We start from the raw sequence: 25,321 nt of genomic DNA, 5'->3' as shown, positions 1-25,321 counted from the left end.
TGTTACATATGTTTATACACGTCAGCCAGCATATTCAGCAGAAAATTCTGGGAAAAGCGGCTGGTGTCAATGCAGAGCTGGTAGTTTCCCAAATCGTTCCACTTCCGGTCTGTGAAGAACTCGTAGTAGGCTTTTCTGGTTTTATCCATTTTTTTTACCAGGGAGCGGGCGCTCTTTTCTTCACGTCCAAGGCGCTCCATTACATTTTTGACACGCTCTTCATAGGGGGCGTAAACAAAAAGACTCAGACAGTCTTCTCCCAGAATATAGTCTGCACAACGTCCTACAAGGATACAGTCTTCTTTTGCTGCAAGGTCTTTGATAATCTTAGACTGTGTTTCAAAGAGCACGTCATTCATAGGGTGAAAATGATACTGGGGCTGCATCTGCATTTGTTCACTGATGGGCAGCCGCCACTGGTTTGCTTTCTTTTCATCTACCTTTAAGAGTTCTTCGTAAGGAATGTCGTTTTCCTCACTGGCAAGGCGGATTAATTCCTTATCATAAAAATGAATCCCCAGTTTTTCGGCCAGCGCCCGGCCGAGAAGCCTTCCCCCACTTCCATACATACGGTTAATAGTAATTACACGGTGAGCCATAGAAATACCTCCTTGCTGTATAAAATTCAATCTCTGTTTCTGTAAATATTATAGCACAAATATGCCGAAAATTCCACGGGAAGGTTGATTTTTCGCAGGATTTATATTATATTAGGAACTGTGATGCCGCCGGAAGGCAAGCCGGGGGCAATAGAAAAAGAGGAGAATTGCATATGGAAAATACAAATCGCAGAAAAAAGATGAGTCCGGCGAAGCGAAGAAAGAAGCGTATCCAGAAAGCGTTTCGGATTGCCGGAGAGGTACTGGTTGGAATTCAGATTCTTGCGACACTTGTTTTTATAGGATTTACCTGGAGACTGGGGATGGTTCCTGCGAAGTATCTGGCCGGTATGGCAGGGATCCTTCTGGTATTTGCAGCCCTGCTGTTTACCATGCAGGTGGTTACCCGCGGAAAAGCTATTGTCAGTAAGCTGGTCAGTGTTCTGATGTCAGCGGTGCTGCTTTTTGGTTCAGTCTATATGTATCAGACTCATAATGCAGTAGAAGACATCAGTGGAGACAGCCTGGGCAGGCAGGTCAACAGTATGCTGGTAGTTGTCAGAAGCGATGATCCTGCCGAGAAGGTAAAGGACACCAAAGATTATATTTACGGTATTCAGCACGCGGAAGATGCAGAGGACATTGACGCAGCTATGGAGCACGTAGATAAAGACGCCGGGACGGATGTCATGACGGCAGAGTACAAGACTTTAAATGAGCAGGCGGCCGCTTTGTTGGATGGAAGTGTACAGGCCATTGTTTACAATGAAGGCTACGGCGGTATTCTGGAAGAGGTATATGAGGGATACAGCAGCCAGGTGAAAATTATTGCGCAGTACAGCATTGAGACAGAAAGTGATGATAGTCAGCTGGTACAGGGCAAGGCTGCAGAGGTGGATGTCAAAGACGAAACCTTCAATATGTACATTAGTGGTATTGATGTATATGGCCCGGTATCTTCCAAGAGCAGAAGTGATGTGAATATTATTGCTACAGTAAATCCTACCACGAAACAGATTCTTCTGACCAATACACCGAGAGATTACTATGTAACTATCCCGGGCGTCAGCGGAGACAGCAAGGACAAATTAACTCATGCAGGTATTTATGGTGTGGATAAGTCCATGGCAACTTTGGAAAACCTTTACGGTATTGAAATTCCGTTCTACGCCAGAGTCAACTTTACGTCTCTGATTACCATGGTAGACTCCATGGGCGGCATTGATGTGGAATCCGAGTACGCATTTACCACAAACGGAGACGGCGGTGCGGTCATCAACGTACAGCAGGGCACCAATCATTTCAACGGAAAACAGGCTCTGGCTTTTGCAAGAGAGCGTTACAACGTTCCAGGCGGAGACAATCAGAGAGGAAAAGATCAGATGGCAGTTATCCAGGCTATGTTTAAGAAGATGATTACACCGGAAATGCTGGTGAAAGCCCCGAGTCTGATTTCAGAAGTCAGCGACAGCGTGGAAACCAACATGAGCATGGACCAGATTCAGAAGCTGATTCAAAGCCAGTTAAACAGCGGTGGAACTTGGACCATGAAATCTGTGGCAGCGGAAGGTACGGGAGACAGCCAGTATTGTTACTCCATGCCGGGAACTGCATTGTACGTTATGCAGCCGGACCAGACGTCTGTAGACAACATCAAAGCGCTGATGCAGACTGTGAAAGACGGAGGACAGCTTCCGGAATAAATATTTCTGGAAGTTTCCAGTAAAATCCGGAAAAACCGGTCTTGGCACACTGGAAAATTCATGCTATAGTATAGAACAGAATAAGAAAGACATTTCTGGCAGAAGCCAGGGACGATATATGATAGAGGTGCAGGTTTCAAGAGTATTCTTCTGCAAGGGCTGGGCGGCCGCAGAAGGAGAAAGGGGAAACTGCCGAAGGAGGGAAATCCGCCCGGGATTTTCCCCCTGGGACGCTGCAGAATATGCAGCGTACTGTCACAATATGTGGAGCGCTATCATCATTGGTCACAGTCATACGTTTATTGGCAAACCATGAGCGCGTTCCCCAAAAGGGAGTATCGTTCATGGTTTTTCTTATGCAACAGGGTTTGATAAGAAAAGGAGAACAAAACGATGACACAAAAAAGAAAAAAAATGATGACGGCCCTTGTCATATTTGCAGCCTTGCTGCTTTTGATGAGTATGACCGTGTTTGCAGCTGCCGAAGAGGCGCCGAAACCCCATATGTATGCTACATTCTGGTCCCTGATTCCCCCAGTGGTGGCTATTGCCCTTGCGTTGATTACAAAGGAAGTGTATAGTTCCCTGTTTGTAGGAATTTTAGTAGGGGCTTTGTTTTCCACAGACTTCCAGTTTGAAGGAACGGTGTTGAAAATCATAGATGAAGGTTTTATCCAGGTACTTTCTGATTCCTCCAATGTGGGAATTCTGATTTTCCTGGTGATTCTGGGAACTATGGTCTGTATGATGAACCGGGCCGGAGGCTCTGCAGCCTTTGGAAAATGGGCCGGAAAGCACATCAAAACCAGAATCGGTGCCCAGATTGCCACCATTATTCTGGGAATCCTGATTTTTGTAGACGATTATTTCAACTGTTTGACTGTGGGAAGTGTAATGCGCCCCGTAACAGACAGGCACAATGTTTCCAAGGCCAAATTTGCTTATCTGATTGATGCAACTGCGGCGCCTATCTGTATCATCGCCCCGATTTCTTCCTGGGCGGCGGCTGTCAGCGGCTTTGTAGAGGGAGAGGACGGACTGGCCATTTTCATGCAGGCTATTCCCTATAACTTTTATGCACTGCTTACTATTTTTATGATGTTTGCCGTGGTGCTCATGCGGGTAGATTTCGGCCCTATGGCCCTGCATGAAGCCAATGCTTTAAAAGGAGATATTTACACTTGCGGGAAGCGTGCGGACGAGGAAGAAAAGACGGTAAAACCAAATCCGAGAGGAAAAGTTACAGACCTGGTAGTTCCCATTGTTTTGCTGATTATCTGTTGTATTACGGGGATGATTTACACGGGCGGCTTCTTTAGCGGAACGGATTTTGTGACTGCTTTTTCACAGAGTGAAGCATCTCTGGCTCTGTCTATCGGAAGCTTTTTTGCCTTTGTTTTCACCGTGATTTTCTATGCGGCAAAGAGAGTGCTGTCTTTCCGTGACTGCATGGACTGCATTCCGGAGGGATTTAAGGCCATGGTGCCGGCGATTCTTATCCTGACTTTTGCATGGACACTGAAAGCTATGACGGACAGTCTGGGCGCAGACGTTTTTGTGGCAACAGCCATGAAATCGGTAGCCGGAGGACTGTTGAATTTCCTGCCGGCAATTATTTTTCTGGTGGGCTGCGCCCTGGCGTTTGCCACAGGAACCTCCTGGGGAACCTTTGGTATTTTAATCCCCATTGTAGTGGCTGTTTTTGAAGGCAAAGACCCGCAGATGATGATTATTTCCATTTCTGCCTGCATGGCCGGCGCTGTGTGCGGAGACCACTGTTCTCCCATTTCCGATACCACCATTATGGCGTCTGCGGGAGCGCAGTGTAATCATGTCAATCATGTGACTACCCAGCTGCCTTATGCGCTGACCGCAGCAGCAGTTTCCTTTGTAACGTATATCATTGCCGGTTTCGTAAAAACGGCGTGGATTGCCCTTCCGGCAGGGATTCTGCTGATGTTGGGAACTCTGCTGGTCATTAAGAAAAAATACGGCAGAAAGACAGCATAGAAAAAGATTTTTAAAGGAAAAGATGGAGTTGTTTTTTTGGACAGCTTCATCTTTTTGTTTTTCTGAAAAGAAAAACAGCAAGATATATAAAGTTTCCAGCAACATGGCCCTAGCAATTTTTGAAAAATTTGTATATTCTAGGAATATAGAGTAAGGCGAACTTGCGAAAGGAGAAAAAACATGAGCGACACAAATTTTAAAGGACGTGTTACCATTCCTACAGATGTGGATGTGGTACCGGAGACACTGGAACTGGTAAAAAGATGGGGCGCAGACGCTATCCGTGACTGTGACGGCACAGACTACCCGGAGGAACTGAAAAACGTTGACGCAAAGGTATATTCCACCTATTACACGACAAGAAAGGACAATGCCTGGGCAAAAGCCAACCCGGAGGAAATCCAGCAGATGTACATTATGACGCCTTTCTACACAGCTGTGGAAAGCGAATTGTCCATTCATCTGATGAACCATTTATACCCGGATATGCTGAAGGTAAATTCCCACGATGATATCACACGCTGGTGGGAAGTCATGGACCGTACCACAGGAGAACCGCTTGAGTCATCCCAGTGGGAGTACAGCGAAGAAACCGGAGACGTGACCATTCACAATGCAAAGGAATTTCATGACTACACCGTCAGTTTCCTGGCTTACATTATGTGGGACCCGGTACATATGTACAATGCTGTGACAAATGGCTGGACAAACTTTGAAAAACAGATTACTTTTGATGTGCGTCAACCGAAGACAAAAGAATATTCCATGAAACGTCTGCGCAAATTTATTGCAGACAATCCACATGTAGACGTTATCCGTTACACCACCTTCTTCCACCAGTTTACCCTGATTTTCGATGAACTGGCCAGAGAAAAATATGTAGACTGGTACGGATATTCCGCTTCTGTAAGTCCCTACATTCTGGAACAGTTTGAAAAAGAAGTGGGCTATAAATTCCGCCCGGAATTTATCATTGACCAGGGCTATATGAACAATACCTACCGTATTCCTTCCAAAGAATTCCAGGATTTTCAGGCATTCCAGAGAAGAGAAGTTGCCAAACTGGCAAAAGAAATGGTGGACATCACCCACGAGTGCGGCAAAGAAGCCATGATGTTCTTAGGAGACCACTGGATTGGCATGGAGCCCTTCATGGATGAGTTTAAAAACATCGGTTTGGACGCAGTGGTAGGAAGTGTGGGAAATGGTTCGACTCTTCGTCTTATCAGTGATATCAAAGGCGTAAAATACACAGAAGGCCGTTTCCTTCCATACTTTTTCCCGGATACATTCCACGAAGGCGGAGACCCTGTAAAAGAGGCAAAAGTAAACTGGGTAACAGCAAGACGCGCAATTTTAAGAAGCCCTATCGACCGTATCGGCTACGGCGGCTATCTGAAACTGGCGATGGAGTTCCCGGAATTTATCGACTATGTGGAAAGCGTATGCAACGAATTCCGTACTTTATATGAAAACATCAAGGGAACCACTCCATACTGCATCAAGAAAGTGGCTGTATTAAACAGTTGGGGCAAAATGCGTGCATGGGGAAATCACATGGTGCATCATGCCATTTATTACAAACAGAATTATTCTTATGCAGGCATTATCGAAGCGTTAAGCGGCGCACCATTTGACGTACAGTTTATCAGCTTTGACGACATCCGGGAAAATCCGGCAATTCTGGACGATATCGATGTGGTATTAAACGTAGGCGGCGCTTATACGGCTTATACAGGCGGCGAAAACTGGGCAGACGAAACCATTGTAACGGCTGTGAAGAGATTCATTTACAACGGCGGCGGTTTCATCGGTGTAGGGGAACCTACCGCTTACCAGCACGAAGGACGTTTCTTCCAGCTTGCAGGCGTTATGGGTGTGGAAAAAGAGACAGGCTTTACTTTAAACACAGACAAGTACAACTGGGATGAGCATGAGCACTTTATAACAGAAGACTGCAAAGGTGACGTGGACTTCGGAGAAGGACAGAAAGCGATTTACGCTCTGCCGGAAACCACGATTATCAAGCAGACCGATAAAGAAGTACAGATGGCTGTCCATGAATTCGGAAAAGGAAGAAGCGTATACATCAGCGGACTTCCATACAGCTTTGAAAACAGCCGTGTGCTTTACCGCGCCATTATCTGGGCTTCCCATGACGAAGAAAACCTGCATAAATGGTTCTCTGACAACTACAATGTAGAAGTACATGCGTATGTGAAGAATGGAAAATACTGCGTGGTAAACAATACTTATGAACCACAGGATACCACAGTTTACAAAGGCGACGGAAGCAGCTTTGCACTGCATTTGGAAGCGAATGAGATTAAGTGGTATGAAATCTGAGTTTCAGAGGATATGAAAATTCTATAGAAAAACGGGGCTGTTTTGTGCGCAGCCCTGTTTTTTATGAATAGGAAGCAGTCGCCCTTTTCCCATCCGGCACATGCCGGGCCATTTTCTTCCTGTATTCATTAGGTGAAATCCCCGCAAATTTCTTAAACGTCTGTGAAAAATAAGACTGAGAGGAAAATCCCGTGATTTCGCCTATTTTTGTAACCGGATAATTGGTGGATTCCAACAGATACCTGGCTTCTTCCACTCTGCGTCCAATCAGGTAATTAATGGGAGAAATCCCTTTGTAGCTTTTAAACGCATGCACCAGGTAATACTTATTAATATGTACCAGAGAACTTAAAAACTCCAAAGTAATGTCCTCTGCATAGTGCTCATTGATATACTGCTCCACCAGCTTACATTCCCGTGTGGTTTTCTGTTGGGGAGCAGTCAGAAGTTCCTGCCTGGTGCTGCGGGCTATAAAGAGCAGTATCAGTTCCAGGAGGTTCTGGCACACCGCTGTATAGTTTAAAGGCTGGCTCTGCACCTCTTTTAACAGCGTGTCCAGATACCGGCGGATTTCCTGTTGACCGGGGGGAAGGGAAAACAGGCTGTAGTCGTAAGGCGTTCCTTTTTGGGCGTAGCCAAACTGTACCCCCTCAATTCCCAGGGCAACATACTCCCAGGGTTTTTCCCGGTTTCCCAGTTCCGTGTGCGGCGTGTTAGGGTTAATAAAAATCAAATCATTTTTCTGAACCGGAATTTTCTTACTGCCAATCTGGAAAAAACCGCTGCCCTTTGTGACAAAAAACAGTTCTGAAAAAGAGTGGGCGTGTTCCATACTGTGCCAGTCCCTGTCCGAAGTAGCGCAGGTGACATATAAAAGCTGGGCCTTGGGGCGGTCCAGATTGTGAAAATCCAGAGAATAACGTTGGTTGCTCATAATCAATAGAAGTTCCTTTTGTTTTTTATAAAGCTATTATAGCGGTTTTGGCAAAAGGAAACAAGGGGGAAGCGTGAAGCTTAGGAACGCAGGTAGGTGCGCATGGCCTTTAAAGCATGTTTTTCCAGACGGCTGACCTGTGCCTGGGAAATGCCGATTTCCTGTGCAACCTCCATTTGCGTGCGTCCCTCATAAAAACGCATTTCAATGATATTTTTTTCCCGGTCATCCAGCCGCTTTAAAGCTTCCTTTAAAGATAAGTCTTCAATCCAGTTATCTTCTTTGTTCTTTTTGTCGCTGATTTGATCCATGACATACAGAGTGTCACCGCCTTCGGTATACACTGGTTCATACAGGCTTACCGGGCTTTGGATGGCATCCAGGGCATAGACGATATCCTCCTTCTCCATGCCGATTTCTTCGGCAATTTCTGTAATCGTGGGCTCTTTCTGGTGCTGCTTTACATAGTTTTCTCTGGCGTAAATGGCTTTGTAGGCCGTGTCCCGCAGGGAGCGGCTGACACGGATAGAATTGTTATCCCGCAGATAGCGGCGGATTTCTCCTATAATCATGGGAACTGCGTAGGTAGAAAACTTTACGTTCAGTGTGGTATCAAAGTTGTCAATGGCCTTGATGAGACCTACACAGCCAATTTGAAATAAATCATCCACATTCTCGCTGCTGTTGGAAAAACGTTTGATTACGCTTAATACCAGCCGCAGATTTCCCTTAATGTACCGTTCTCTCGCTTCCATGTCACCTGTTTTGATACGTGTAAACAACTGTTCCTTTTCCTCATTGGTAAGAACGGGAAGGCGTGCCGTATTGACGCCGCAGATTTCCACTTTGTTGAGTGCCATAGCAAGAATCCTCCAATCATGTAGTTTCAGCATCTACTAAAAAGATTCTCCCAAGAATGAGACAATATACCAAAGCGGGGAAAATTTCATAAAGTTTTAGTCCTTGACAAAGGAGAAAACAGGCTTGTATCCCTGTAAAAGCCATGGTATGCTTTGGGAGAGGTGGACGAAATGAAAATTTTACTTATTGAGGACGACAAGGGACTGCGCACGGGAATTTCCTTTGTGCTTTCCCAGGAAGGCTATGAGGTATGGGAGGCTGGAACAGCCAGAGAAGGTTATGCTCTTTTTAAAAGAGAGCAGCCAAAAGCTGTTTTAATGGACTTAAATCTGCCGGATATGGACGGAATTTTGCTGTGCAGAAAGATACGGGAAAACTCCCGTGTGCCGGTGCTTATGGTGACCGCCAGAGACATGGAGACAGACGAACTTCTGGGGCTGGAAAGCGGGGCGGATGATTATATTACCAAGCCTTTTTCCATAGCCGTACTGAAACTGCGCCTGAAAAAACTGGTGGAAAGAGAAGAAAAAAAGCCGAAAAAAGACAGCCGGGTGAAGTCCGGAAACTTGTGTATGGACACCGATTTTATGAAAATATGGGTGGGAAAAGAAGAAATAGAATGTAGTATGACGGAGTATAAACTGCTGAAATACTTCCTGGAAAACCGGGGACAGGTGCTGACACAAAATCAGATTTTAGAGGCTGTCTGGGACTGCAGAGGACGGTATGTCAATGCCAATACGCTGCAGGTAAATATAGGAAGACTGCGGAAAAAACTGGAGAGTGCAGGCTGCACTTCTTCGGTGAAAACCATTCACGGTATTGGCTATCTGTGGGAGGAGGAAGGATGACAGCAGAAGTATTTGCAGGTATCTGTCTGGGGGCTGCAGCAGTGGGAATTGCTTTGGGGTTGGGAAGTTTTCTATATTACCGGCGTCAGCTTCGAGTGTTTTCAGATGTTTTAAATACCTTTGAAAAGACGGGAGAACTGGTGGAAAAAGAGAGCCGGGAGACCATGGAATCCAAGCTCATCAGCCGCCTGTGCCGGGTATTAAAGCGCAGCAGACAGAAGGAAGAACAGGCGGGAAAAGAGAAACAGGAAATCGCAGAATTGCTTTCTGATATTTCTCATCAGCTAAAAACACCTCTGGCCAATATTCTGCTGAATACGGAACTTTTAAAAGAGGGGAAGTTAAGCAGCAGGGACCAGCGGCAGTTTCTGATGCGGAATCAGGAGCAGGCGGAAAAAATGCAGTGGCTCATGAAAACATTAGTAAAAGCCTCCCGGATTGAGCAGGGAATTCTGGTATTTGATACGTTTTTGGCGCCGCTTACAGAAACTCTGGCCAGAAGTATCAGCGCGGTTTATGCCCTGGCAAAGGAAAAACAGATTTCCATAGAAACGGAAAAAGTAGAGGAATGTATGCCTGTCCACAATCCCAAATGGACGGCAGAGGCCATAGGAAATATTCTGGAAAATGCGGTGAAGTACAGTCCAAAAGGCAGCCGTATTTTCATAGAAACAACGATGATGGAGTTGTATGTGCAGGTGAAAATTACGGATGAGGGCCCCGGTATCTGCGAGGCAGAATATAACCGGATTTTCCGTCGGTTTTACCGTGGAAAACAGGCGGAAGAGCAGGAGGGAAGCGGCCTTGGACTGTATCTGGCACAGGTGATTTTACAAAGTGAAAAAGGATATATTACAGTCGCCAAAGGCAGGAGAGGCGGGACATGTTTCTCGGTTTTTCTGTTTCTGGGGTGACAAAGGCGGAAGGAGTTCTGACAGTTTTGTCAGAACTTTTTTGGAAACTGTCAGAGGAATGTCAGATTTTCTCTGTAGAATCAAAGATAGAAAGACAACAGGAGAGGAGTTTGCTCTATGGAAATTTTAAAGACAGAGAATCTGAAAAAATATTATGGAAAAGATACCGGTCGGGTAAAGGCCCTGGACGGGGTGAATTTATCCGTGGAAGAAGGCGAATTTGCAGCTGTGGTGGGAACTTCTGGCAGTGGTGATTATGTTAAAATAAGACTAAGTTAGCAGATTCCTTATAAAATAAGGGCTCACGCCAATTTAGTCTTTTTTCTATTATACCATAAAAGGTAGAAAATTCATAGACCGGGAATGAATTTTTCATAGTAAAAATCAAATGGCAGGGGCTCTTAAAGATAGAAACCTATTGCTACTGGTCCTGTCAAAATTATATCCATTCTCACAGGCGGTCAAGTTTGTGAAAAACCATTCGGTTACAATATATTGAAAAAAATATGTTAAGGACTAGGTTAGTTAAAAGATTCTGTTAGCTGGCTTAGTCCTTTTTTTCTTGGGAGGACAGAGCAATGATAAAGGTGATTATGATTGTTGGAATAATTTTTTTCCTCGTTTCGTTGTATGCGTGTCTGGTGGCAGGCAAAAGAGCAGATGAAGAAATAAGTGCTTTATTTGAAAAAGAAAAGAAGCAGGGGAGTGAGGAATAAACGTATGAATGGAGGTATTTATAGCACTGGAAATGAAATTGTAGATGAAAATGCAAAACTGAATATATCTGGAAATATCATTCCGCAGGTGTGGTATCGGACAATCATCAGAGAAAGCGGAAAGCCAAATCTGACAGCCATTATTATACTGGCAGATATTGTGTATTGGTATAAGCCTACAGAAATCAGAGATGAAGGAACCGGACAGGTCATTGGGGTAAGAAAGAAATTTAAGTCAGACCTTCTTCAGAGAAGTTACCAGCAGATCAGCGAACAGTTTGGGATTTCCAAAAAAGAAGCGACAAATGCAGTGGTATTTTTAGAGAAGCTGGGCGTGGTAAAACGGGTATTTAGAACCATTTCCATGAATGGGATTGTTGTAAATAATGTTCTGTATCTGGAATTGATTGTAGACCGGTTAAAAGAATTGACTTATCCAGAAGAAACAGGAGCAGATCCGGTTTCCTTTGAAAAAAGAAGAGAGAAATCCAAAACAGAGAAAATCAGTTCCCATACGGCCATAGAGGAAGAGATACATTTTGTAGAAGAGAGGGCTGTCCCTTTCCAAAGGGAGAGGGTGTCACCATTCAAAGAGGGAGCATACCCCGACAGGGAAACAGAGCCCTGGATACCCAAAGAGGTACCTCAGACTGATAGCGGGCAGACAAATACAGAGATTACTACAAAGACTACAGCAGAAAGTACCCAAAAGAATACAACAGAAATGATGAATGGGTATAGAGATAATCCTATCTTATCCTATCAGGCAGCAGAAGAACAGTTCAAAGATCAGATTGATTATGATGCGATATGGATAGACAGACCTTTTGACAGAAAACTACTCAATGAGATTGTAGGGCTTGTAGTAGATGTTTTGACGTCTAATGCAAAGGCCATAAGGGTAAATCAGGAAGAACGTCCTCTTGGCATTGTACAGGGAATGTATAAAAAGCTGGATAAGTTTACCGTAGAGTATGTGATAGACTCAATTAAGCAGTGTACAAGGAAAGCCAATAATATCCGGGCAGTGCTGCTTACCGCTTTATACAATGCCACATTGACAGCAAACAGCTATATATCCAATCTGTTTGCTTATCAGGAAGCTATCCCTCAGACGTAAGGAGTGTGATAGAAAGTAACAAAATTAAGAAAATTCAGGACAGCTCATGGATATACACAGATAGAACTTGCGGCTGTCTTGGGTATCAGTCTTCGGACGTATCAGAGGATTGAATACGGACAGCAAAAGCCCAATGTATATGTAGTTGTCCGGCTTCAGCGGTTATTTCAAAAAGATATTAGTGAGATTATGGAGGAATATACAGAATGAGGGAAGAGAGGTTTCGTATTCAGTGCCCCGAACATTTTCAGGTTGGAGATTCAGGGCGTTTTGAAAAATCTTCACAGGATAAGGATTTTGTAGTAGATTATGCTCCACCGGAAATGTTTGAAGCTGGGATTGTCTTACAGGAGATGGGGACGGAGGGAGATACCTATTGCACAATGTATGTCTATTTTGCCCCGGAGGAACACCTTCCGGTTTATATGGACAGCATGAAATACGATTTACAAAAAGTATCCATTCGGAAAATTTTTGTTGATACCGAAGAATACCTCATAAAAGTAAATGAGAAGACAAAAAAGTTTTATGCAGGTGAGGACGATTGTTGGGGTTCTTATACGGAACTTTACCGGAAAGAGAATGGGGAACGTCTGACTGACGCAGTGATTGTTTTTCTGTGTATGCCAGATGAAATGAAGTTTCAGGAAATGGAAGCTGTGATGGGGGAACTGTTTGAAAAACTTCCTGTGATAGACAAAGAAAAGAAAGAAACAGGTCAAGAACCAAAGAGGACAAGATAAAATACAAATTATAATTTTCGGGAGGATAAGAACGTGGAAACTAAAATGATTATTGGAATTGATCATGGAAATCGTAACATGAAAACTGCAAATACGGTATTTTCAGCAGCAATCCAGCCTTTGCAGGCAAGGCCGGACAGCCTGGAGCACATTCTGGAATACCAGAACCAGTTTTATTATGTGGGAGGGAAAGTGCCGGAAAAGGAGTGTGTGGATAAGACAGAGAATGAAAATTATTATCTTCTTACCCTTGCAGCACTGGCGCAGGAAATGCGTTTCCGGGGATTGACAGACGCTTCCGTAAAAATGGGAGCTGCCCTGCCGCCCAGAAGATTTCAGCAGCAGAAAGAAAGTTTCAAGAAATATCTGTTAAAGACAAAGGAACTGCATTTCCGTTATGAAGGGGTACATTATCATGTGTCGTTGGAAAATGTGTTTGTTTTTATGCAGGGGCATGTGGTGATCCATACGCTTTTAGAAGCGGTTCCCGGTTACTGCCTTTTAGTAGATATTGGTGGAGGAACTACCGACCTGGTAGAGTTTGTTGACGGAATGCCGGACGGGAAGTATTCGATTTCAGATAAGGCAGCTTTGTACTGTATCGGAAAAGTCAATGAGGAAGCCATTGCCAAAACAGGGGCAGGGGTACCGGCATATATTACAGAAGCATTTATGAGGACAGGAAGCTATGACTGCCCGAAGCAGTATCAGGACGTCATAAAAAACTGTTTGAAGTCCTACGCAGAGGAAATTTATGGTATCATACAGGCAAACCATTATAATCTGGATCTGACCAAAATGGTGTTTATGGGCGGCGGTTCTTCCATTGTGGAGCATTTTGGAGCCAATGAGGGAAAAGATGTACAGTTTGTAACAGATATACATGCCAATGCAAGGGGCTGTGAAGAAGCAGTGAAAAGTATTATCCGGGCAAAACAGAGGAAAATGCGGACAGCATGATAGGAAGTGAAAACTTATGGATACGGAAAAAGTATATACAACTTCACTGCGGCTGTATAAAAGCAGACCGGTACATCATCAGGCTTATCGGTATCTGAAGGAGTATAACAAAGATATTTTCAAGACAAAAGACGACTTTATAGCAGAAGCAATCGTTTATTTTGCCAAGTATCTACAGCAGGAAGAAGAAGTACAGCAGATGAAACTATTAAATACCCTTCTGGAGAACCAGAAAGAACAATTTTGTAAAATCGTAAAAGAAGCGGTTTCAATGGCACAGGAAGAAGCCTTTGAGAAGCTAGGTGTGCTGGAAAAGGCAGTTCAGGGAGAACTTTCTGACGGTGGAGCGATAGCAGAGGACAGGGAAAAGGAAGAAGCCTGTATGGAAAAAGATTTACGGTTTGCGGAATTTTATGGGGCATTTGAAGAATAAGGAGGAAAAAGATATGGCAGTAGGAAGAAGTGTATGGGAAGTTGTAAAAGGGATTTTCATTGCAGTGGGGAAACTGCTGTATCTGACAGGGAAACTGGTAATATGTTTGTTTCTGCTGGTTCTGCAGCTTGTTTTGGCAGTGTTCCATGCAGGGAGCAGGGAATAGAAAGGGGATTGACAGGTGCATTGGATACGGGACAGACCGTATACAAATGATAGAAAAAAGAAGATAGAAAATGGAAAGCAGGCTTGTGTGGCCTGCTTTTTTTGACGAAAAAATGAAAAGGAGCAAAGCTATGATGAAAGGAAAAAAGAAAAGGCTACTGGCTGGGACGCTGGCACTTCTTCTTAGTTGTTCTACGTTACTCAATACAGGGATCACCGCACTGGCTTCTGAACAGTCTGAGGAACATGCACAGATACAGGAAGTAAAACAGGAGGAGGCTGCTTCAGAAACATTACCGGAGTTGGAAGAGGTAAAGGAGCAACTAACAGAAGAAGAACTGGTGTATGCAGAGGACCTTACCATAAAAGCAGGAGAGTCCTTTGACTTGGAAACAGATTACAGGGGGTTTCAGAAAAATGATGAAAAAGTAAAGGTGACGTTTCTGAAAGCAGAAGGGGACTCCGGCAATTCTTTTGATTTCAATACCCCAGGTTCTTACCAGGCATTTTATCATGTTGATCCGTTAAGCGGAAACCCTTCCTATCAGATTATGAGAAGAATTGTGGTAGAAGCAAGGGAAAACAGTACACAGGAACCCCAGGGAGAAGTAAGCCAGCATACCGAAGATGGCTCCGGTGAGGACGGTGAGGCGGACCCTGACCCGGAGATACCGGAGGTACTGACGGAAGAACCGGAAATGCCAGATGCAGGGGCAGAGTTGATTGATCTGACACCAAAAGAGGATAAGGGAATGTTCTTATCGGTTGTTCCGGCAGCAATGGAGCAGCAAAAAGGAAGCAATGTACATCTGGTACAGGGAGAGAAAATCCCATACCCTTCTAACGTGGGGAACTATTCTACTTCCTATTTCACCGTAAATGGCCATGTGGCATATTGTCTGGAGTCTATGAAGGCTTCCCCGCCGACCTCGGATTATGTAGCCAATGAATTTGAAAGCAACCCGGAATTACAGAAAGTCCTTTATTATGGATATGGCGGTCCTGGGGACATTACTGGGGAGTATATGCCCTCTTTTGACTGGAAGACAAAGTATATTTTTACGCATTTAGCTGCCGCTTATTCTTATTGTGGCATGGACGGTTTTTATGGCTGTACCATTGAAGATATTAAGGCAAGCGGTGTGTGGGGATATATCCAGCATATTTACAGCCTGGAAGCACCTCCGACAGCAGCAATCACATTGTCCCCAAAGGAGGCAAAGGCTTATGAAAGTGGAAAGGAACAGCGTACCGGAGAATTTACTTTAAAAGGTGACCATAGAAACTATATTACTTTAAAAATGCCAGAGAATGTGACTTATCACAGTGGAAGTACAAAACAGACAGGAACCGTAAAGATCAATGGGAATACCACATTCTATTTCAGCGCTCCCAAAACTGTAACGGGTACATGGAACAGCGGTAAGCTGAAAGGACAAATGGGAACCCAGTGGAAGACCTTAGTATTGTCTACGGGTTCTGGTTCCCAGGACATTGGGTATGGGGCATTTTTTGAAGAAGAAAGTGCTTCTGTGGAATTTACGGTGAAGTGGCTGGACCTGGCAAGGGTAAAGGTAACAAAAAAAGATAAGAACAGTAAAGTAAATCTGTCCGGCGCTGTTTTTGGTATTTATTCAGACAGTGCATGTAAAAATCTTCTTGTGCAGATGCCGGCCACAGACAGCAACGGTACTTCTGAGGTGGAGCTTCCGAAAACCCAGGATACGGTATATTTAAAAGAAATTTCTGTTCCAGAAGGATATAAGCTGAATACAGAGTCTTTTAATGTGAAGCTGGAAACAGGAAAAACAACTTCTGTTGCAGTGACGAATGAGGAACAGAAAGGAAAAATCACAATCCGTAAAAAAGGTGAGGTTCTGACTGGAGTAACCGGAGAAGAGGGGAACCTGACTTTTGTATATGGAAATGCGGACTTTGCAGGGGCAGAATATAACATTTATGCGGCAGAGGATATTTACAGCCAGGATAAAGTGACGAAGGTGCATAAAGCAGGGGATCTGGTAGAAAGTCTGACAACCGGGGAAGATGGAAGTGCTGTTTCCAAAGAATTGTATCTTGGAAAATATAAGGTTGTAGAACAGAAAGCACCGGAAAATCTGGTGATTGGAAAAACAGAACAGGAACGTACCCAGTTTGTAACCTTGTCCTATGCAGGACAGAATGTAGAGTTATCCCAGGGGGAAACCACTTTTACCAATGCAAGACCGGAGATTTCCGTAAATGTAGTGAAAAAATCGAAACATGATGACGTTACCCTGGAGGGTGCGACGTTTGGATTGTATGCAGAAGAAGACCTGACAGCGGCAGACGGAAAGGTTCTTGTAGAAAAGGGAAGCCTGGTGGAACGTGCTGTTTCCGACAGGGAAGGAATGGCTGTGTTCCATGCGGATATTCCTTTGAATTTCCATTACAGCGTAAAAGAAATCCAGGCACCGGATAAGTATTATATGACAGATGAGGTGTATCGTTTCTTCTATGAATATAAAGACGACAGCACCTACACATATACTTTTTCTCATGATTTTAAAAATGAGGAAGTACGGGGAGAAGTTCATGTAAGTAAGATTGATCAGGATTCCCAGGGATTTATTTCCCAGGGTGACGCAACCTTAGTAGGGGCAAAATATGGGTTATATGCTGCAGAAGATATTGAACACCCCAATAAGAAAGATGGGATTGTCCATAAAAAAGGGGAACTTGTAGCGCAGGGTACGATTTCCAGTGAAGGAACTGTAGATTTCAAAAACCTGTATCTTGGAAATTATTTCGTGAAAGAAATAGAGCCGGCAGAAGGGTATCTGTTAGATGAAACAGAGTATCCCGTAGAGGTTTCGTATGAAGGACAGGAGGTACAGATTGTACACCGGGAAGTAACTGTAAAGGAAACTGTAAAGAAACAGGCCTTTCAGCTTATCAAGATCTCAGAAGACGGGGAGCAGACAGAAACAGAACTGGTAGAAGGAGCTGGATTTAAGGTATTCCTCATCAGTGAGCTGTCTGGTGTAAAAGATGGAAGTTTGAAGCCGGGAAATGGTTCTTATTATACCCCGGAAGATTTTATCACCTATGATTACAGCAAAGACGAAACCGCTTCTTATTGGGAGAATGGTAAAAAGATTACGGTACCAGAGCTGTTTACAGATAAGAAAGGATATTTAAAGAGTCCAGAACTTCCTTATGGAACCTATGTGGTGTTTGAGTCTACAGTTCCGGAAAATTTAAAAGGGATTCGTCCATTTATCGTACAGATTTCAGAAGACAGCCGGGAACCCCAGGTATGGCGTGTGTTTGATGACCGTCCTTTGCAGTATTACTTCAAGATTGTGAAAAAAGATGCCCAGACGCAGAAGCCGGTGCTGGATAACAGTGCAGCTTATAAGATTTATGATGTGGAAGCAGAAAAATATGTGGAAATGATCGTAAGATATCCGAAAAAAGAAGTGGTATCTGTGTTCAGGACCAACGAAGAGGGATACCTGATTACACCGGAGCAGTTAAAATGTGGCACTTACCGGATTGAAGAAGTGGAAGCGCCGGAAAATTATGTACAGGTAGGATTTGAAAATGCCCTCTTAAAAGACGGAAAGGAAGTTCCACTGAATGAAGTTGCAGACGGAGGCACATACCAGGAGGCAAAGAAAGCGCCGATCACTATTACCGTAAATTCTGATACTGTACACCAGGTAGAAGAGGAAACCGGTAAATTTATTGTTGTCATTGAACAGTATAATGATGAAGCAGTAGGAAGCCTTACAATCCATAAAAAGGGAGAAAAACTTTCTGGTGCTTCTAAAGTAGAAGAAAAGATCCTGACGAAGATGAAAAACGGTGTAGTAGGTTTCGTAAATCAGGTAAGCAGTTTCTTCACCGGGGAAGAAGTCATGGAAAAAGAGAAAGGTTATAAATTTGACTATGAAGAAGGGAATATGGAAGGTGCAGAATTTGCCATTCATGCAAAGAAAACCATTTATACCCCGGACGGACAGAAAGACGAAGCAGGAAACCGCATTGTAAAATATGAAAAAGATGCCCTGGTAGCCCGTATGGTAACAGATAAAGAAGGAAAGGCAGTCCTGAATAATCTTCCTATCGGAAAATACTATGTAGTGGAAGAAAAGGCAGGTCAGAACTGTGTGCTTGACCCGGAAGCAAAAGAATTTGAAATTGCATATAAGGGACAGGAAGTAGCAGTGGATTATGTAACAATGGAACTTACCAATCAGCGACAGAAAGTTTCCCTGAGTCTTCTGAAGAAAGACGCAGAAACCGGAAAACCGCTGGAAGGAGTGGTATTCGGGCTGTATGCGCAGGAGGATATCAAAAATGCTGCCGGGGAAGTAGTTGTAGAAAAAGATGCCTTGATTGAACTGGGAACAACAGATGAAGAGGGCAAGCTGGTATTTCAGGCAGATCTTCCTCATGGAAAATACTATATTCAGGAAGTAGAGCATAAGCCGGGATACCTGCCAAATGATGAGGTGTGTTCCTTTGATGCGTCTTATACAGACCAGACCCTTGAACTGCTCGCTTTTTCAGAAGAAATTTCTAATCAGCCTACTATTACGGAGTTTACGAAAGTAGATTTAACCGGTGGACAGGAAATTGAAGGGGCCAAAATGCAGATCCTGGATCAGGAAGGAAAAGTGGTAGAAGAGTGGGTGTCAAAAAAAGAAGCTCATGTAGTCTACGCACTGGCACCAGGGGAATATATACTGCATGAAGAGCAGGCGCCTACGGAACAGGGATATGTCCGGGCAGAAGATGTGAAATTTGTTGTGGAAGAAACAGGGGACGTACAAAAAGTGAAAATGGAGGACGACCATACAAAGGTTTCTATCTCTAAAACAGATATTACAGATGGTAAGGAGATTGAAGGGGCGAAGCTGCAGATCCTGGATCAGGACGGGGAAGTGGTAGAGTCCTGGACCACAGGAGAAGAACACCTGATTGAGTATCTTCCGGTAGGCACTTATACCCTGCACGAAGAGGCGGCAGTTGACGGATATATTGTGGCCAATGACGTGGAGTTTACAGTAGAAGAAACGGGAGAAATTCAGAAAGTGAAGATGGAAGATGAGCGTGCTATGGGACAACTGGTTATCGTAAAAACGGATACAGACAGTAAAGCAGCTTTAGAGGGAGTAGAATTTGTTCTGCTGGAAAAGGAAACCGGAAAAGAAGTAGGACGTTTGAAGACTGGAAAAGATGGAAAAGCAGTTTCAGAACTACTTCCAATTGGAACTTATGAAAATGGTGTTTTCAAAGAACCGATCACCTATGTGCTGAAAGAAACTGCCACCTTAAAGGGATATGAGAAGACGGAAGAAGAGTGGGAAATCGTATTTACCTATCAGAATGATAAAACACCAGTCATTGAAGTGGTAAAAGAGATCCAGAATAAAAAAATACCAGAAACACCAGGTACCGTAAAACCAGGACCAAAAACGGGTGATGATACAAACTGGTTCCTGCCTTTGCTGGCTCTTGGTGTAAGTGCAGGTATGGTAGCAGGCCTACTTTATTACAGAAAAAGACATAAAAAGGCATAGAAAATAAAAATCAGTTTTTAAACTTGGGAAAGGGCGGCTGCGGCTGTCCTTTCTTTGGCAATATGAGGTGAGAAGCATGGAAGAGAAAAAAAGAATACGGTTTATTGACAGCCATTATCATACCCTGTTCAGCATAGCAGACGGGGACTCCATAGAGATTGTATATCCAGATGGAAAAAGGGAAGAACGGGTTTGTACCTATATTGATGAATACCACACACAGGTAGGGGCAAGGGTGTTCCATATTTGTGAATTTGCAGAAATCATGGAAGCAAATGGAAAATCATATTGCCCGGCAGAATGCAAGGAAAAGGAAGAAAGAAAAGAGGCAGTCAAAGGGGAGAAGAAAACCGGAACTACCCGTATGGAAAGGAGCAGGCGTTGAGGATAGGGATTATAGATGCAGATCTTTTATACCGGAAAAGACACCGGTTTCCTAACTTGGCATGTATGAAACTTTCCGCTTATTGGAAGGAGCAGGGATTTGAAACAGAGCTTCTTTTGGATTATAGCCAGGCAGGGGAATATGACCGGCTCTATGTATCAAAAGTGTTTACGGATACCTTTGTGCCGGAACATATTTTGACGAGGGAAACAACCGTTTATGGAGGGACTGGATTTTTTTACGATAAAGCACCGGTACTTCCAGAAGCGATTGAACACCATACACCGGACTATCATTTGTATGACCAGATGGTAAAAGAACATAGCGAAGGAGAGAAAAAGAAGAAAGAGTTCCAATTTTATACGGAGTATTCCATTGATTTCCTCACCAGGGGATGTTTTCGGAAGTGCAGTTTCTGTGTAAACAAAAACAGCACCGGTGCAGCACCAGCAAGCCCATTGGAAGAATTTTATGACCCGTCCAGAAAGAAGTTATGCTTTTTGGACGATAACTTTTTTGCCTGTGCAGGGTGGGAAAAAATCTTTTCCAGTGTCCTGGAAACAGGCAGGCGGTTTCAATTCCGGCAGGGGCTGGATCTGAGGATTATGCAGAAAAGGCAGATGGAACTTCTGGCATCTGGAAAATTGGATAACGGTATGATTTTTGCCTTTGACCATATCAAAGATCAGGAACTTATTGTAAGAAAATTGGAACTTTTGCGGGAAGTGATCCCAGTTTCTTACCAGAAAATTAAGCTGTATGTACTGTGCGGCTATGACTGGGAAGGAACCTGGAAAGCAGATTTTTGGGCAAAGGATATTCGGGACGTTTTCATACGGATTGAGATTTTGATGCGGTATAAGTGCCTGGCTTATTTGATGCGCTATGCCGCATGGGAACGGGCGCCGGAGGTTTATAAGGGAATGTATATCAATCTAAGTCGTTGGTGTAACCAGCCCGCCCAGTATTCAAAAAAGAGCCTGCGGGAATTTTGTACCGGACAGGGAGAGTATAGTTCCTGTTTCCGCTACCTGACTGCTTTTGAAGCTCTGCACCCGGAAATGGCACATTATCTGGATATGAAATATGAAGAGGTGCAGTATGGGAAAATTTACGGCTGAAGAAATTCAGATTGCAAAGGCAGTGGATTTAGTGGATTTGGCGGAGCAGATAGGGATTCCATTGAAAAGGAAAGGCAGGTTCTATCAGGCAGTGGGTATGGACTCTGTGATGATCTTCAACCGGTCTTCCTGGTGCCGGTTTAGCCAGGGGGTAGGTGGCAGCACCATTGACTTTCTGGAATATTTCAGAAACATGGATTTTGTGGAGGCAGTCAAATATCTGCTGGAGTTTGCCGGATATATCCGTACTGAAACCATGCAAAAATTTCAACCGGAAAGACAGGCTGAAAAAATAGAAGAAACAAAACAGAGAAAAGACATACCGAAAGAACCTTTTGTACTTCCTTCAAAATCAGAAACCAGCTGCCGGTTATATGGCTATCTGATAAAACAGCGGAAGCTGTCAAAGCAGATGATTGATTTTTGGGTAAAAAAGGGGATTTTGTATGAGAGCGGAACGTACCATAACCTGGTTTTTGTGGGAAAAGATACGGAAGGTATCCCACGTTTTGCCAGCCAGAGGGGAACCCTGGATAAATATGGAAAACCCTTTAAAGGAGATGTTACGGGGAATGACAAAACTTATGGGGTTAATCTGGTAGACCAAAACAGTGATACGCTCTATGTATATGAGGCGGCCATTGATGCCATGTCCGATATGGAACTGCGGGAAGATTATCAGAACAATATCCTGGTACTTGGAATGCTTTCCGATGGTCCTTTGGAAAAGTTCTTAAAAGATTATTCTCATATCAGGAAGATACAGTTCTGTTTGGATAATGACCTGCCGGGAAGACAAGCGGCAAAAAAATTGGCAAGAAAATATACCCTTATGGAGTATGAGGTTTTTGTACGTCTTCCACCTATGGGAAAAGACTATAATGCTTTTTTGCAGTATAAAAAGGAAAACCAAGAGCTTTCCAGCCTGGTAGAAAAGGAAAGGCCGCTTCTTACTGAAACAAAAGGGACAAACATACAAAAGATAGAAAAAATGGTAGGACACAGGAACATAGTATCATACCAGATAGCACAGGCAAGATAGGAGGGTATTCTTTTGGAAAATAGCTATGATGAGGAATGTTTCAAAAAATGGGAGATCGACGAATGCGAAGCGGAGATGGAAAAAGTAGTGCAGTGGATAGGAAAGAGGAAACTGCATGGACGTGTACGGGTTGCGTTTATCGAAGAGAGCTATGAGCGGCAGGGATACCGCATGGGGATACCCAAGCAGGCGTATGTGTCCAGGGTGCTGGCAAACATCAGGAAAGAAGAGCGGTGAGAAAGAAATAACCAATCCGAAAGTGGGAGTGTTAGGAAAGGAGGTGGTGCAGACCAACAGAATTTTTGACAGAAGGATAAACTCTGGATACGGGAAGGGGTGATTCTATGATTGTAAGGTAATGCCAGATGGATATTTCGTTTGTAGCTGTGGATTTCTCATGAAGACTATAAAAAATTTAGGAGACAGGAGGAAATAAGTGAGTAATCCTAGGTAAAATGTGTAGCTACACCTCATGAAATATGAGGAATGAAATATAGTTTGGTGAATTTTTGTGAGTTTGATAAATATGCAGCAAAGAGTTATTGTGCGATTCATGGTACAAGTGAAACATTGAATCTGGGAGATATTACAAAAGTGGACGAAAGGGAGATTGAACCGTTTAACATGATCTGTGGCGGAAGCCCCTGTCAGGATTTTTCCCTGGCAGGCAAGCAGGCAGGTGCGGTTTGGAAATGCCGAAGCTGCGGGTATGAGTATAACCCTCTGCAGGTACATTATTCCAAAAGGGACGCCTGCGGCATGTGTGGTTCCCATGATATTGATAAAACACGTTCTTCCCTTCTGGTGGAGTGGCTCCGTATGATACGGGGTGTCAAACCAGTATGGGGAATTTACGAAAATGTAAAAAATATTGTAGGAAAAAAATTCCGGGATACCACATTCCGGTTGTTTGAAGAAGAACTGCATGAATACGGATACCACACCTATTGGAGTGTTCTTAATGCAAAGCATTATGGAATACCACAGAACAGGGAACGGGTATATCTGATTTTGATACAGAAGGAAATGGATAATGGAACATTCCAGTTTCCGGAACCGCTGGAGTCCTTCCAGTGCCTTATGGATATTCTGGAGGATACGGTAGAGGAAAAATACTACTTATCCCAGGAAAAAGTACGCCGCTTGATTGAAGATATGGAAGAGAGAAAAGCGCTTTTGTTTGAGCCGGACGAAAAAAGCCTGAAGGCTTTTCGGGAAAACCGGGTAAAACGGGCCGGAAATATCAAAGGGGTGTTTGAACAGACTGGACGGGTTTATCTGCCAGACGGGTGCTGCCCTACGGTAACTGCCTGTGGTGGTGGCGGACAGCAGCCCAAAATTCTTCAAGTGGGAGATATTCATACCGGCTATGGTTCAAGCGGGGTTATTTATTCCCCTTTAGGAAGCAGCGGTGCGGTTTTAGCAGGGCATGACCAACCAAAGATTGTAGAAAAATGTCCAGGAGCAATCCGGGGCAGGTATGATCGGGAAGGCCGGATTGTGCAGACTTTGGAACTGGGAGAAAAAGAAGTCTGCCATACCCTTACTTCTGTGCAAAAAGATAATATCATTCTGGTACGTCAAAAGACACAGAAAGGTTATGAGGAATGTTTGGAAAATGGTGTTGTAAATCTTAGTTATCCGTCTGTGGAAAAACGGGGAAGGGTACAGGAGCATGGGGAACTCTGCCCTACGCTTACGACATCAAATGGAATACACCGCTTAGAGTCTTTGTTCCGTATCCGGAGGCTGACACCTTTAGAATGCTTCCGGCTTATGGGCTTTTCCGATGCGGATTTTTGGAAAGCAAAAGAAGCAGGCATAAGCAACAGCCAGCTTTACAAACAGGCAGGAAATTCCATTGTTGTTGATGTGCTGTACTATATTTTTCTGAAACTATACAAAGCCATGCCATATCTGTTTGAGGATATCCGGCTTTCTTCCTTTTTCAGTGGGATTGGAGCTTTTGAAAAGGCATTGGAGCGTTTGGAAGAACAGGTAAACCAATAATTTCATAAGAGAAACCCAAAGCGGCAAATGGTCCATAGAGAGTCTTCCCATACTTGTTGGAAAGAGAGAAATTGCGGAAGAAGAAGCAGCTTGCAAGGAGTCTGTACAAAAGGCGTTGATAGCAGAATGGAAGAACTGCTGTCACATCAGACACAGGAGGCTGGCAGATTTGCTAACAGAACTGGGGTTTTGTTAGCAGAAATAGAAGTAGGAAGTGGAAAAACCGATAGCAGATGTTTGGAACTGCTATCGGTTTTTCCCTATATGGAACGCAGGTCTGCTATCAGTATCTGCGTTGTGCTATCTATTTTATCCGGGGTATTAGGGGGTGCCCCCTAACAAGATGGGATTTTGTACGGTAAAATCCGTATCTTGCAGAGGACTGGCATAGCCAGTCCGGACGCCGGGAAGTTATACAGTGACCGATAGCAGGTCTTAGGAGTTGACAGCAGATAGCGTTGAAGTAGAAATCGGTAGATGAAATCTGTGATAAAGATAAGGAAAGGGGGAGCATGAAAAAAGAAACAATGAAATGTAGAAAAGAAATCCGGCTGTATCGGTGGGAGCTGGAAGAGTTACAAAAACAGGCAGAAAAGATGGGGCTTTCTGATTCCCAGTATCTTCGTATGCTGATTACCAACCGTCCCAGGGATTACCCGGAAATCCGCAAGGAACTGGAACGCATGAACCAGGAAATCAACCGGATTGGTGTAAACATCAACCAGATTACCCATAACAATAACAGCGCCCTTTATTCCAGGGAAGATAAACACCGTCTGTATGTGTTTTTGAAGCAGATAAAAACACTGGTAAGCCAGGTGCAGGAAAGGCTGTAGGT

21 protein-coding genes, 2 pseudogenes and 1 riboswitch are annotated in these 25,321 nt (G+C 43.9%); of the genes and pseudogenes, 20 read left to right on the top strand and 3 right to left on the bottom strand.

Going from position 1 to position 25,321, the window contains the following annotated elements:
* Positions 1-2 precede the first annotated feature (2 nt).
* The gene (locus WKT17_RS04725; RefSeq protein ID WP_173747156.1) at positions 3-599 is read right to left on the bottom strand and encodes a cytidylate kinase-like family protein; all 597 of its coding nucleotides are present in this window, start codon (positions 597-599) and stop codon (positions 3-5) included.
* Positions 600-772: 173 nt separating this feature from the next.
* On the opposite strand from WKT17_RS04725, the gene WKT17_RS04720 reads away from it, so the two are divergent.
* From WKT17_RS04720 to gnpA, 3 genes are all read left to right on the top strand, one after another.
* On the top strand, positions 773-2,302 hold the full coding sequence (locus WKT17_RS04720; protein ID WP_173747157.1) for an LCP family glycopolymer transferase: 1,530 nt from the start codon (positions 773-775) through the stop codon (positions 2,300-2,302).
* A gap of 114 nt (positions 2,303-2,416) precedes the next feature.
* A riboswitch (Lysine riboswitch) is annotated at positions 2,417-2,585 on the top strand.
* A gap of 110 nt (positions 2,586-2,695) precedes the next feature.
* Entirely contained in the window at positions 2,696-4,312 is a 1,617-nt protein-coding gene (locus WKT17_RS04715) for a Na+/H+ antiporter NhaC family protein (protein ID WP_330027353.1), read from the top strand.
* Positions 4,313-4,492: 180 nt separating this feature from the next.
* Complete coding sequence (gene gnpA, locus WKT17_RS04710) at positions 4,493-6,658, top strand: 1,3-beta-galactosyl-N-acetylhexosamine phosphorylase (RefSeq protein ID WP_291683393.1); 2,166 nt, start codon at positions 4,493-4,495, stop codon at positions 6,656-6,658.
* Between the two features lie 61 nt (positions 6,659-6,719).
* Here the strand turns inward: gnpA and WKT17_RS04705 are convergent, their stop codons facing one another.
* Positions 6,720-7,592 carry an AraC family transcriptional regulator gene (locus WKT17_RS04705; RefSeq protein WP_291683392.1) on the bottom strand — a complete coding sequence of 291 codons (873 nt, stop codon included), beginning with the start codon at positions 7,590-7,592 and terminating at the stop codon, positions 6,720-6,722.
* 80 nt (positions 7,593-7,672) lie between these two features.
* Entirely contained in the window at positions 7,673-8,452 is a 780-nt protein-coding gene (gene sigG, locus WKT17_RS04700) for an RNA polymerase sporulation sigma factor SigG (RefSeq protein ID WP_173747162.1), read from the bottom strand.
* 171 nt (positions 8,453-8,623) lie between these two features.
* Between sigG and WKT17_RS04695 the strand changes: the two genes are divergently transcribed.
* From WKT17_RS04695 to WKT17_RS04615, 17 genes and pseudogenes are all read left to right on the top strand, one after another.
* A complete protein-coding gene (locus WKT17_RS04695; protein WP_173747163.1) occupies positions 8,624-9,304 on the top strand; it encodes a response regulator transcription factor in 681 nt (226 codons plus the stop codon).
* Entirely contained in the window at positions 9,301-10,218 is a 918-nt protein-coding gene (locus tag WKT17_RS04690; protein WP_173747164.1) for a sensor histidine kinase, read from the top strand. Before WKT17_RS04695 ends, WKT17_RS04690 begins: the two co-directional genes overlap by 4 nt.
* 117 nt (positions 10,219-10,335) lie before the next feature.
* Positions 10,336-10,470 (top strand): annotated as a pseudogene (locus tag WKT17_RS04685) (ABC transporter ATP-binding protein); the annotation flags it as partial.
* A gap of 326 nt (positions 10,471-10,796) precedes the next feature.
* Positions 10,797-10,934 (top strand): hypothetical protein, encoded by a 138-nt coding sequence (locus tag WKT17_RS04680; protein ID WP_155512674.1) that lies wholly within the window; start codon positions 10,797-10,799, stop codon positions 10,932-10,934.
* 4 nt (positions 10,935-10,938) lie between these two features.
* Entirely contained in the window at positions 10,939-12,054 is a 1,116-nt protein-coding gene (locus WKT17_RS04675) for a DUF6017 domain-containing protein (protein WP_118591723.1), read from the top strand.
* Positions 12,055-12,087: 33 nt separating this feature from the next.
* Positions 12,088-12,264 (top strand): annotated as a pseudogene (locus WKT17_RS04670) (helix-turn-helix transcriptional regulator); the annotation flags it as partial.
* Positions 12,261-12,797 carry a hypothetical protein gene (locus tag WKT17_RS04665; RefSeq protein WP_117467706.1) on the top strand — a complete coding sequence of 179 codons (537 nt, stop codon included), beginning with the start codon at positions 12,261-12,263 and terminating at the stop codon, positions 12,795-12,797. The pseudogene WKT17_RS04670 and the gene WKT17_RS04665, both read left to right, overlap by 4 nt.
* Positions 12,798-12,830: 33 nt before the next feature.
* Positions 12,831-13,757 carry a ParM/StbA family protein gene (locus WKT17_RS04660; protein WP_117688059.1) on the top strand — a complete coding sequence of 309 codons (927 nt, stop codon included), beginning with the start codon at positions 12,831-12,833 and terminating at the stop codon, positions 13,755-13,757.
* A gap of 16 nt (positions 13,758-13,773) precedes the next feature.
* Positions 13,774-14,190 carry a hypothetical protein gene (locus WKT17_RS04655; protein WP_117688060.1) on the top strand — a complete coding sequence of 139 codons (417 nt, stop codon included), beginning with the start codon at positions 13,774-13,776 and terminating at the stop codon, positions 14,188-14,190.
* 13 nt (positions 14,191-14,203) lie between these two features.
* Complete coding sequence (locus WKT17_RS04650) at positions 14,204-14,356, top strand: hypothetical protein (protein WP_155512673.1); 153 nt, start codon at positions 14,204-14,206, stop codon at positions 14,354-14,356.
* Between the two features lie 130 nt (positions 14,357-14,486).
* Positions 14,487-19,925 (top strand): SpaA isopeptide-forming pilin-related protein, encoded by a 5,439-nt coding sequence (locus WKT17_RS04645; protein WP_340271879.1) that lies wholly within the window; start codon positions 14,487-14,489, stop codon positions 19,923-19,925.
* A 76-nt stretch (positions 19,926-20,001) separates the two neighbouring features.
* Positions 20,002-20,310, top strand: a complete 309-nt coding sequence (locus WKT17_RS04640; RefSeq protein WP_116441961.1) for a hypothetical protein — start codon at positions 20,002-20,004, stop codon at positions 20,308-20,310.
* Positions 20,311-20,375: 65 nt separating this feature from the next.
* Positions 20,376-21,431 carry a hypothetical protein gene (locus tag WKT17_RS04635; protein WP_242999531.1) on the top strand — a complete coding sequence of 352 codons (1,056 nt, stop codon included), beginning with the start codon at positions 20,376-20,378 and terminating at the stop codon, positions 21,429-21,431.
* Complete coding sequence (locus WKT17_RS04630; protein ID WP_158555582.1) at positions 21,412-22,473, top strand: DUF3991 domain-containing protein; 1,062 nt, start codon at positions 21,412-21,414, stop codon at positions 22,471-22,473. Before WKT17_RS04635 ends, WKT17_RS04630 begins: the two co-directional genes overlap by 20 nt.
* A 12-nt stretch (positions 22,474-22,485) precedes the next feature.
* A complete protein-coding gene (locus tag WKT17_RS04625) occupies positions 22,486-22,710 on the top strand; it encodes a hypothetical protein (RefSeq protein ID WP_025577443.1) in 225 nt (74 codons plus the stop codon).
* Between the two features lie 249 nt (positions 22,711-22,959).
* Positions 22,960-24,483 (top strand): DNA (cytosine-5-)-methyltransferase, encoded by a 1,524-nt coding sequence (gene dcm / locus WKT17_RS04620; protein WP_117689842.1) that lies wholly within the window; start codon positions 22,960-22,962, stop codon positions 24,481-24,483.
* Between the two features lie 512 nt (positions 24,484-24,995).
* A complete protein-coding gene (locus tag WKT17_RS04615) occupies positions 24,996-25,319 on the top strand; it encodes a plasmid mobilization protein (RefSeq protein ID WP_072448023.1) in 324 nt (107 codons plus the stop codon).
* Positions 25,320-25,321: the final 2 nt, after the last annotated feature.

It is taken from the genome of Blautia sp. HCN-20427 (genome assembly GCF_037890365.1).
In the GTDB taxonomy this organism is placed as follows: domain Bacteria; phylum Bacillota; class Clostridia; order Lachnospirales; family Lachnospiraceae; genus Blautia.
The sequence above is the reverse complement of the archived record's forward strand: the minus strand, read 5'-3'. Positions and strand labels throughout refer to the sequence as shown.

Coding starts and splice junctions, on each gene's coding strand:
- sigG (WP_173747162.1), bottom strand. CDS start 8,452: ATGGCACTCAACAAAGTGGAAATCTGCGGCGTCAATACGGCACGCCTT.
- WKT17_RS04630 (WP_158555582.1), top strand. CDS start 21,412: ATGGGAAAATTTACGGCTGAAGAAATTCAGATTGCAAAGGCAGTGGAT.
- WKT17_RS04645 (WP_340271879.1), top strand. CDS start 14,487: ATGATGAAAGGAAAAAAGAAAAGGCTACTGGCTGGGACGCTGGCACTT.
- WKT17_RS04690 (WP_173747164.1), top strand. CDS start 9,301: ATGACAGCAGAAGTATTTGCAGGTATCTGTCTGGGGGCTGCAGCAGTG.
- WKT17_RS04640 (WP_116441961.1), top strand. CDS start 20,002: ATGGAAGAGAAAAAAAGAATACGGTTTATTGACAGCCATTATCATACC.
- gnpA (WP_291683393.1), top strand. CDS start 4,493: ATGAGCGACACAAATTTTAAAGGACGTGTTACCATTCCTACAGATGTG.
- WKT17_RS04725 (WP_173747156.1), bottom strand. CDS start 599: ATGGCTCACCGTGTAATTACTATTAACCGTATGTATGGAAGTGGGGGA.
- WKT17_RS04705 (WP_291683392.1), bottom strand. CDS start 7,592: ATGAGCAACCAACGTTATTCTCTGGATTTTCACAATCTGGACCGCCCC.
- WKT17_RS04720 (WP_173747157.1), top strand. CDS start 773: ATGGAAAATACAAATCGCAGAAAAAAGATGAGTCCGGCGAAGCGAAGA.
- WKT17_RS04675 (WP_118591723.1), top strand. CDS start 10,939: ATGAATGGAGGTATTTATAGCACTGGAAATGAAATTGTAGATGAAAAT.
- WKT17_RS04635 (WP_242999531.1), top strand. CDS start 20,376: ATGAAACTTTCCGCTTATTGGAAGGAGCAGGGATTTGAAACAGAGCTT.
- WKT17_RS04695 (WP_173747163.1), top strand. CDS start 8,624: ATGAAAATTTTACTTATTGAGGACGACAAGGGACTGCGCACGGGAATT.
- WKT17_RS04655 (WP_117688060.1), top strand. CDS start 13,774: ATGGATACGGAAAAAGTATATACAACTTCACTGCGGCTGTATAAAAGC.
- WKT17_RS04665 (WP_117467706.1), top strand. CDS start 12,261: ATGAGGGAAGAGAGGTTTCGTATTCAGTGCCCCGAACATTTTCAGGTT.
- WKT17_RS04615 (WP_072448023.1), top strand. CDS start 24,996: ATGAAAAAAGAAACAATGAAATGTAGAAAAGAAATCCGGCTGTATCGG.
- WKT17_RS04715 (WP_330027353.1), top strand. CDS start 2,696: ATGACACAAAAAAGAAAAAAAATGATGACGGCCCTTGTCATATTTGCA.
- dcm (WP_117689842.1), top strand. CDS start 22,960: ATGAAATATAGTTTGGTGAATTTTTGTGAGTTTGATAAATATGCAGCA.
- WKT17_RS04680 (WP_155512674.1), top strand. CDS start 10,797: ATGATAAAGGTGATTATGATTGTTGGAATAATTTTTTTCCTCGTTTCG.
- WKT17_RS04650 (WP_155512673.1), top strand. CDS start 14,204: ATGGCAGTAGGAAGAAGTGTATGGGAAGTTGTAAAAGGGATTTTCATT.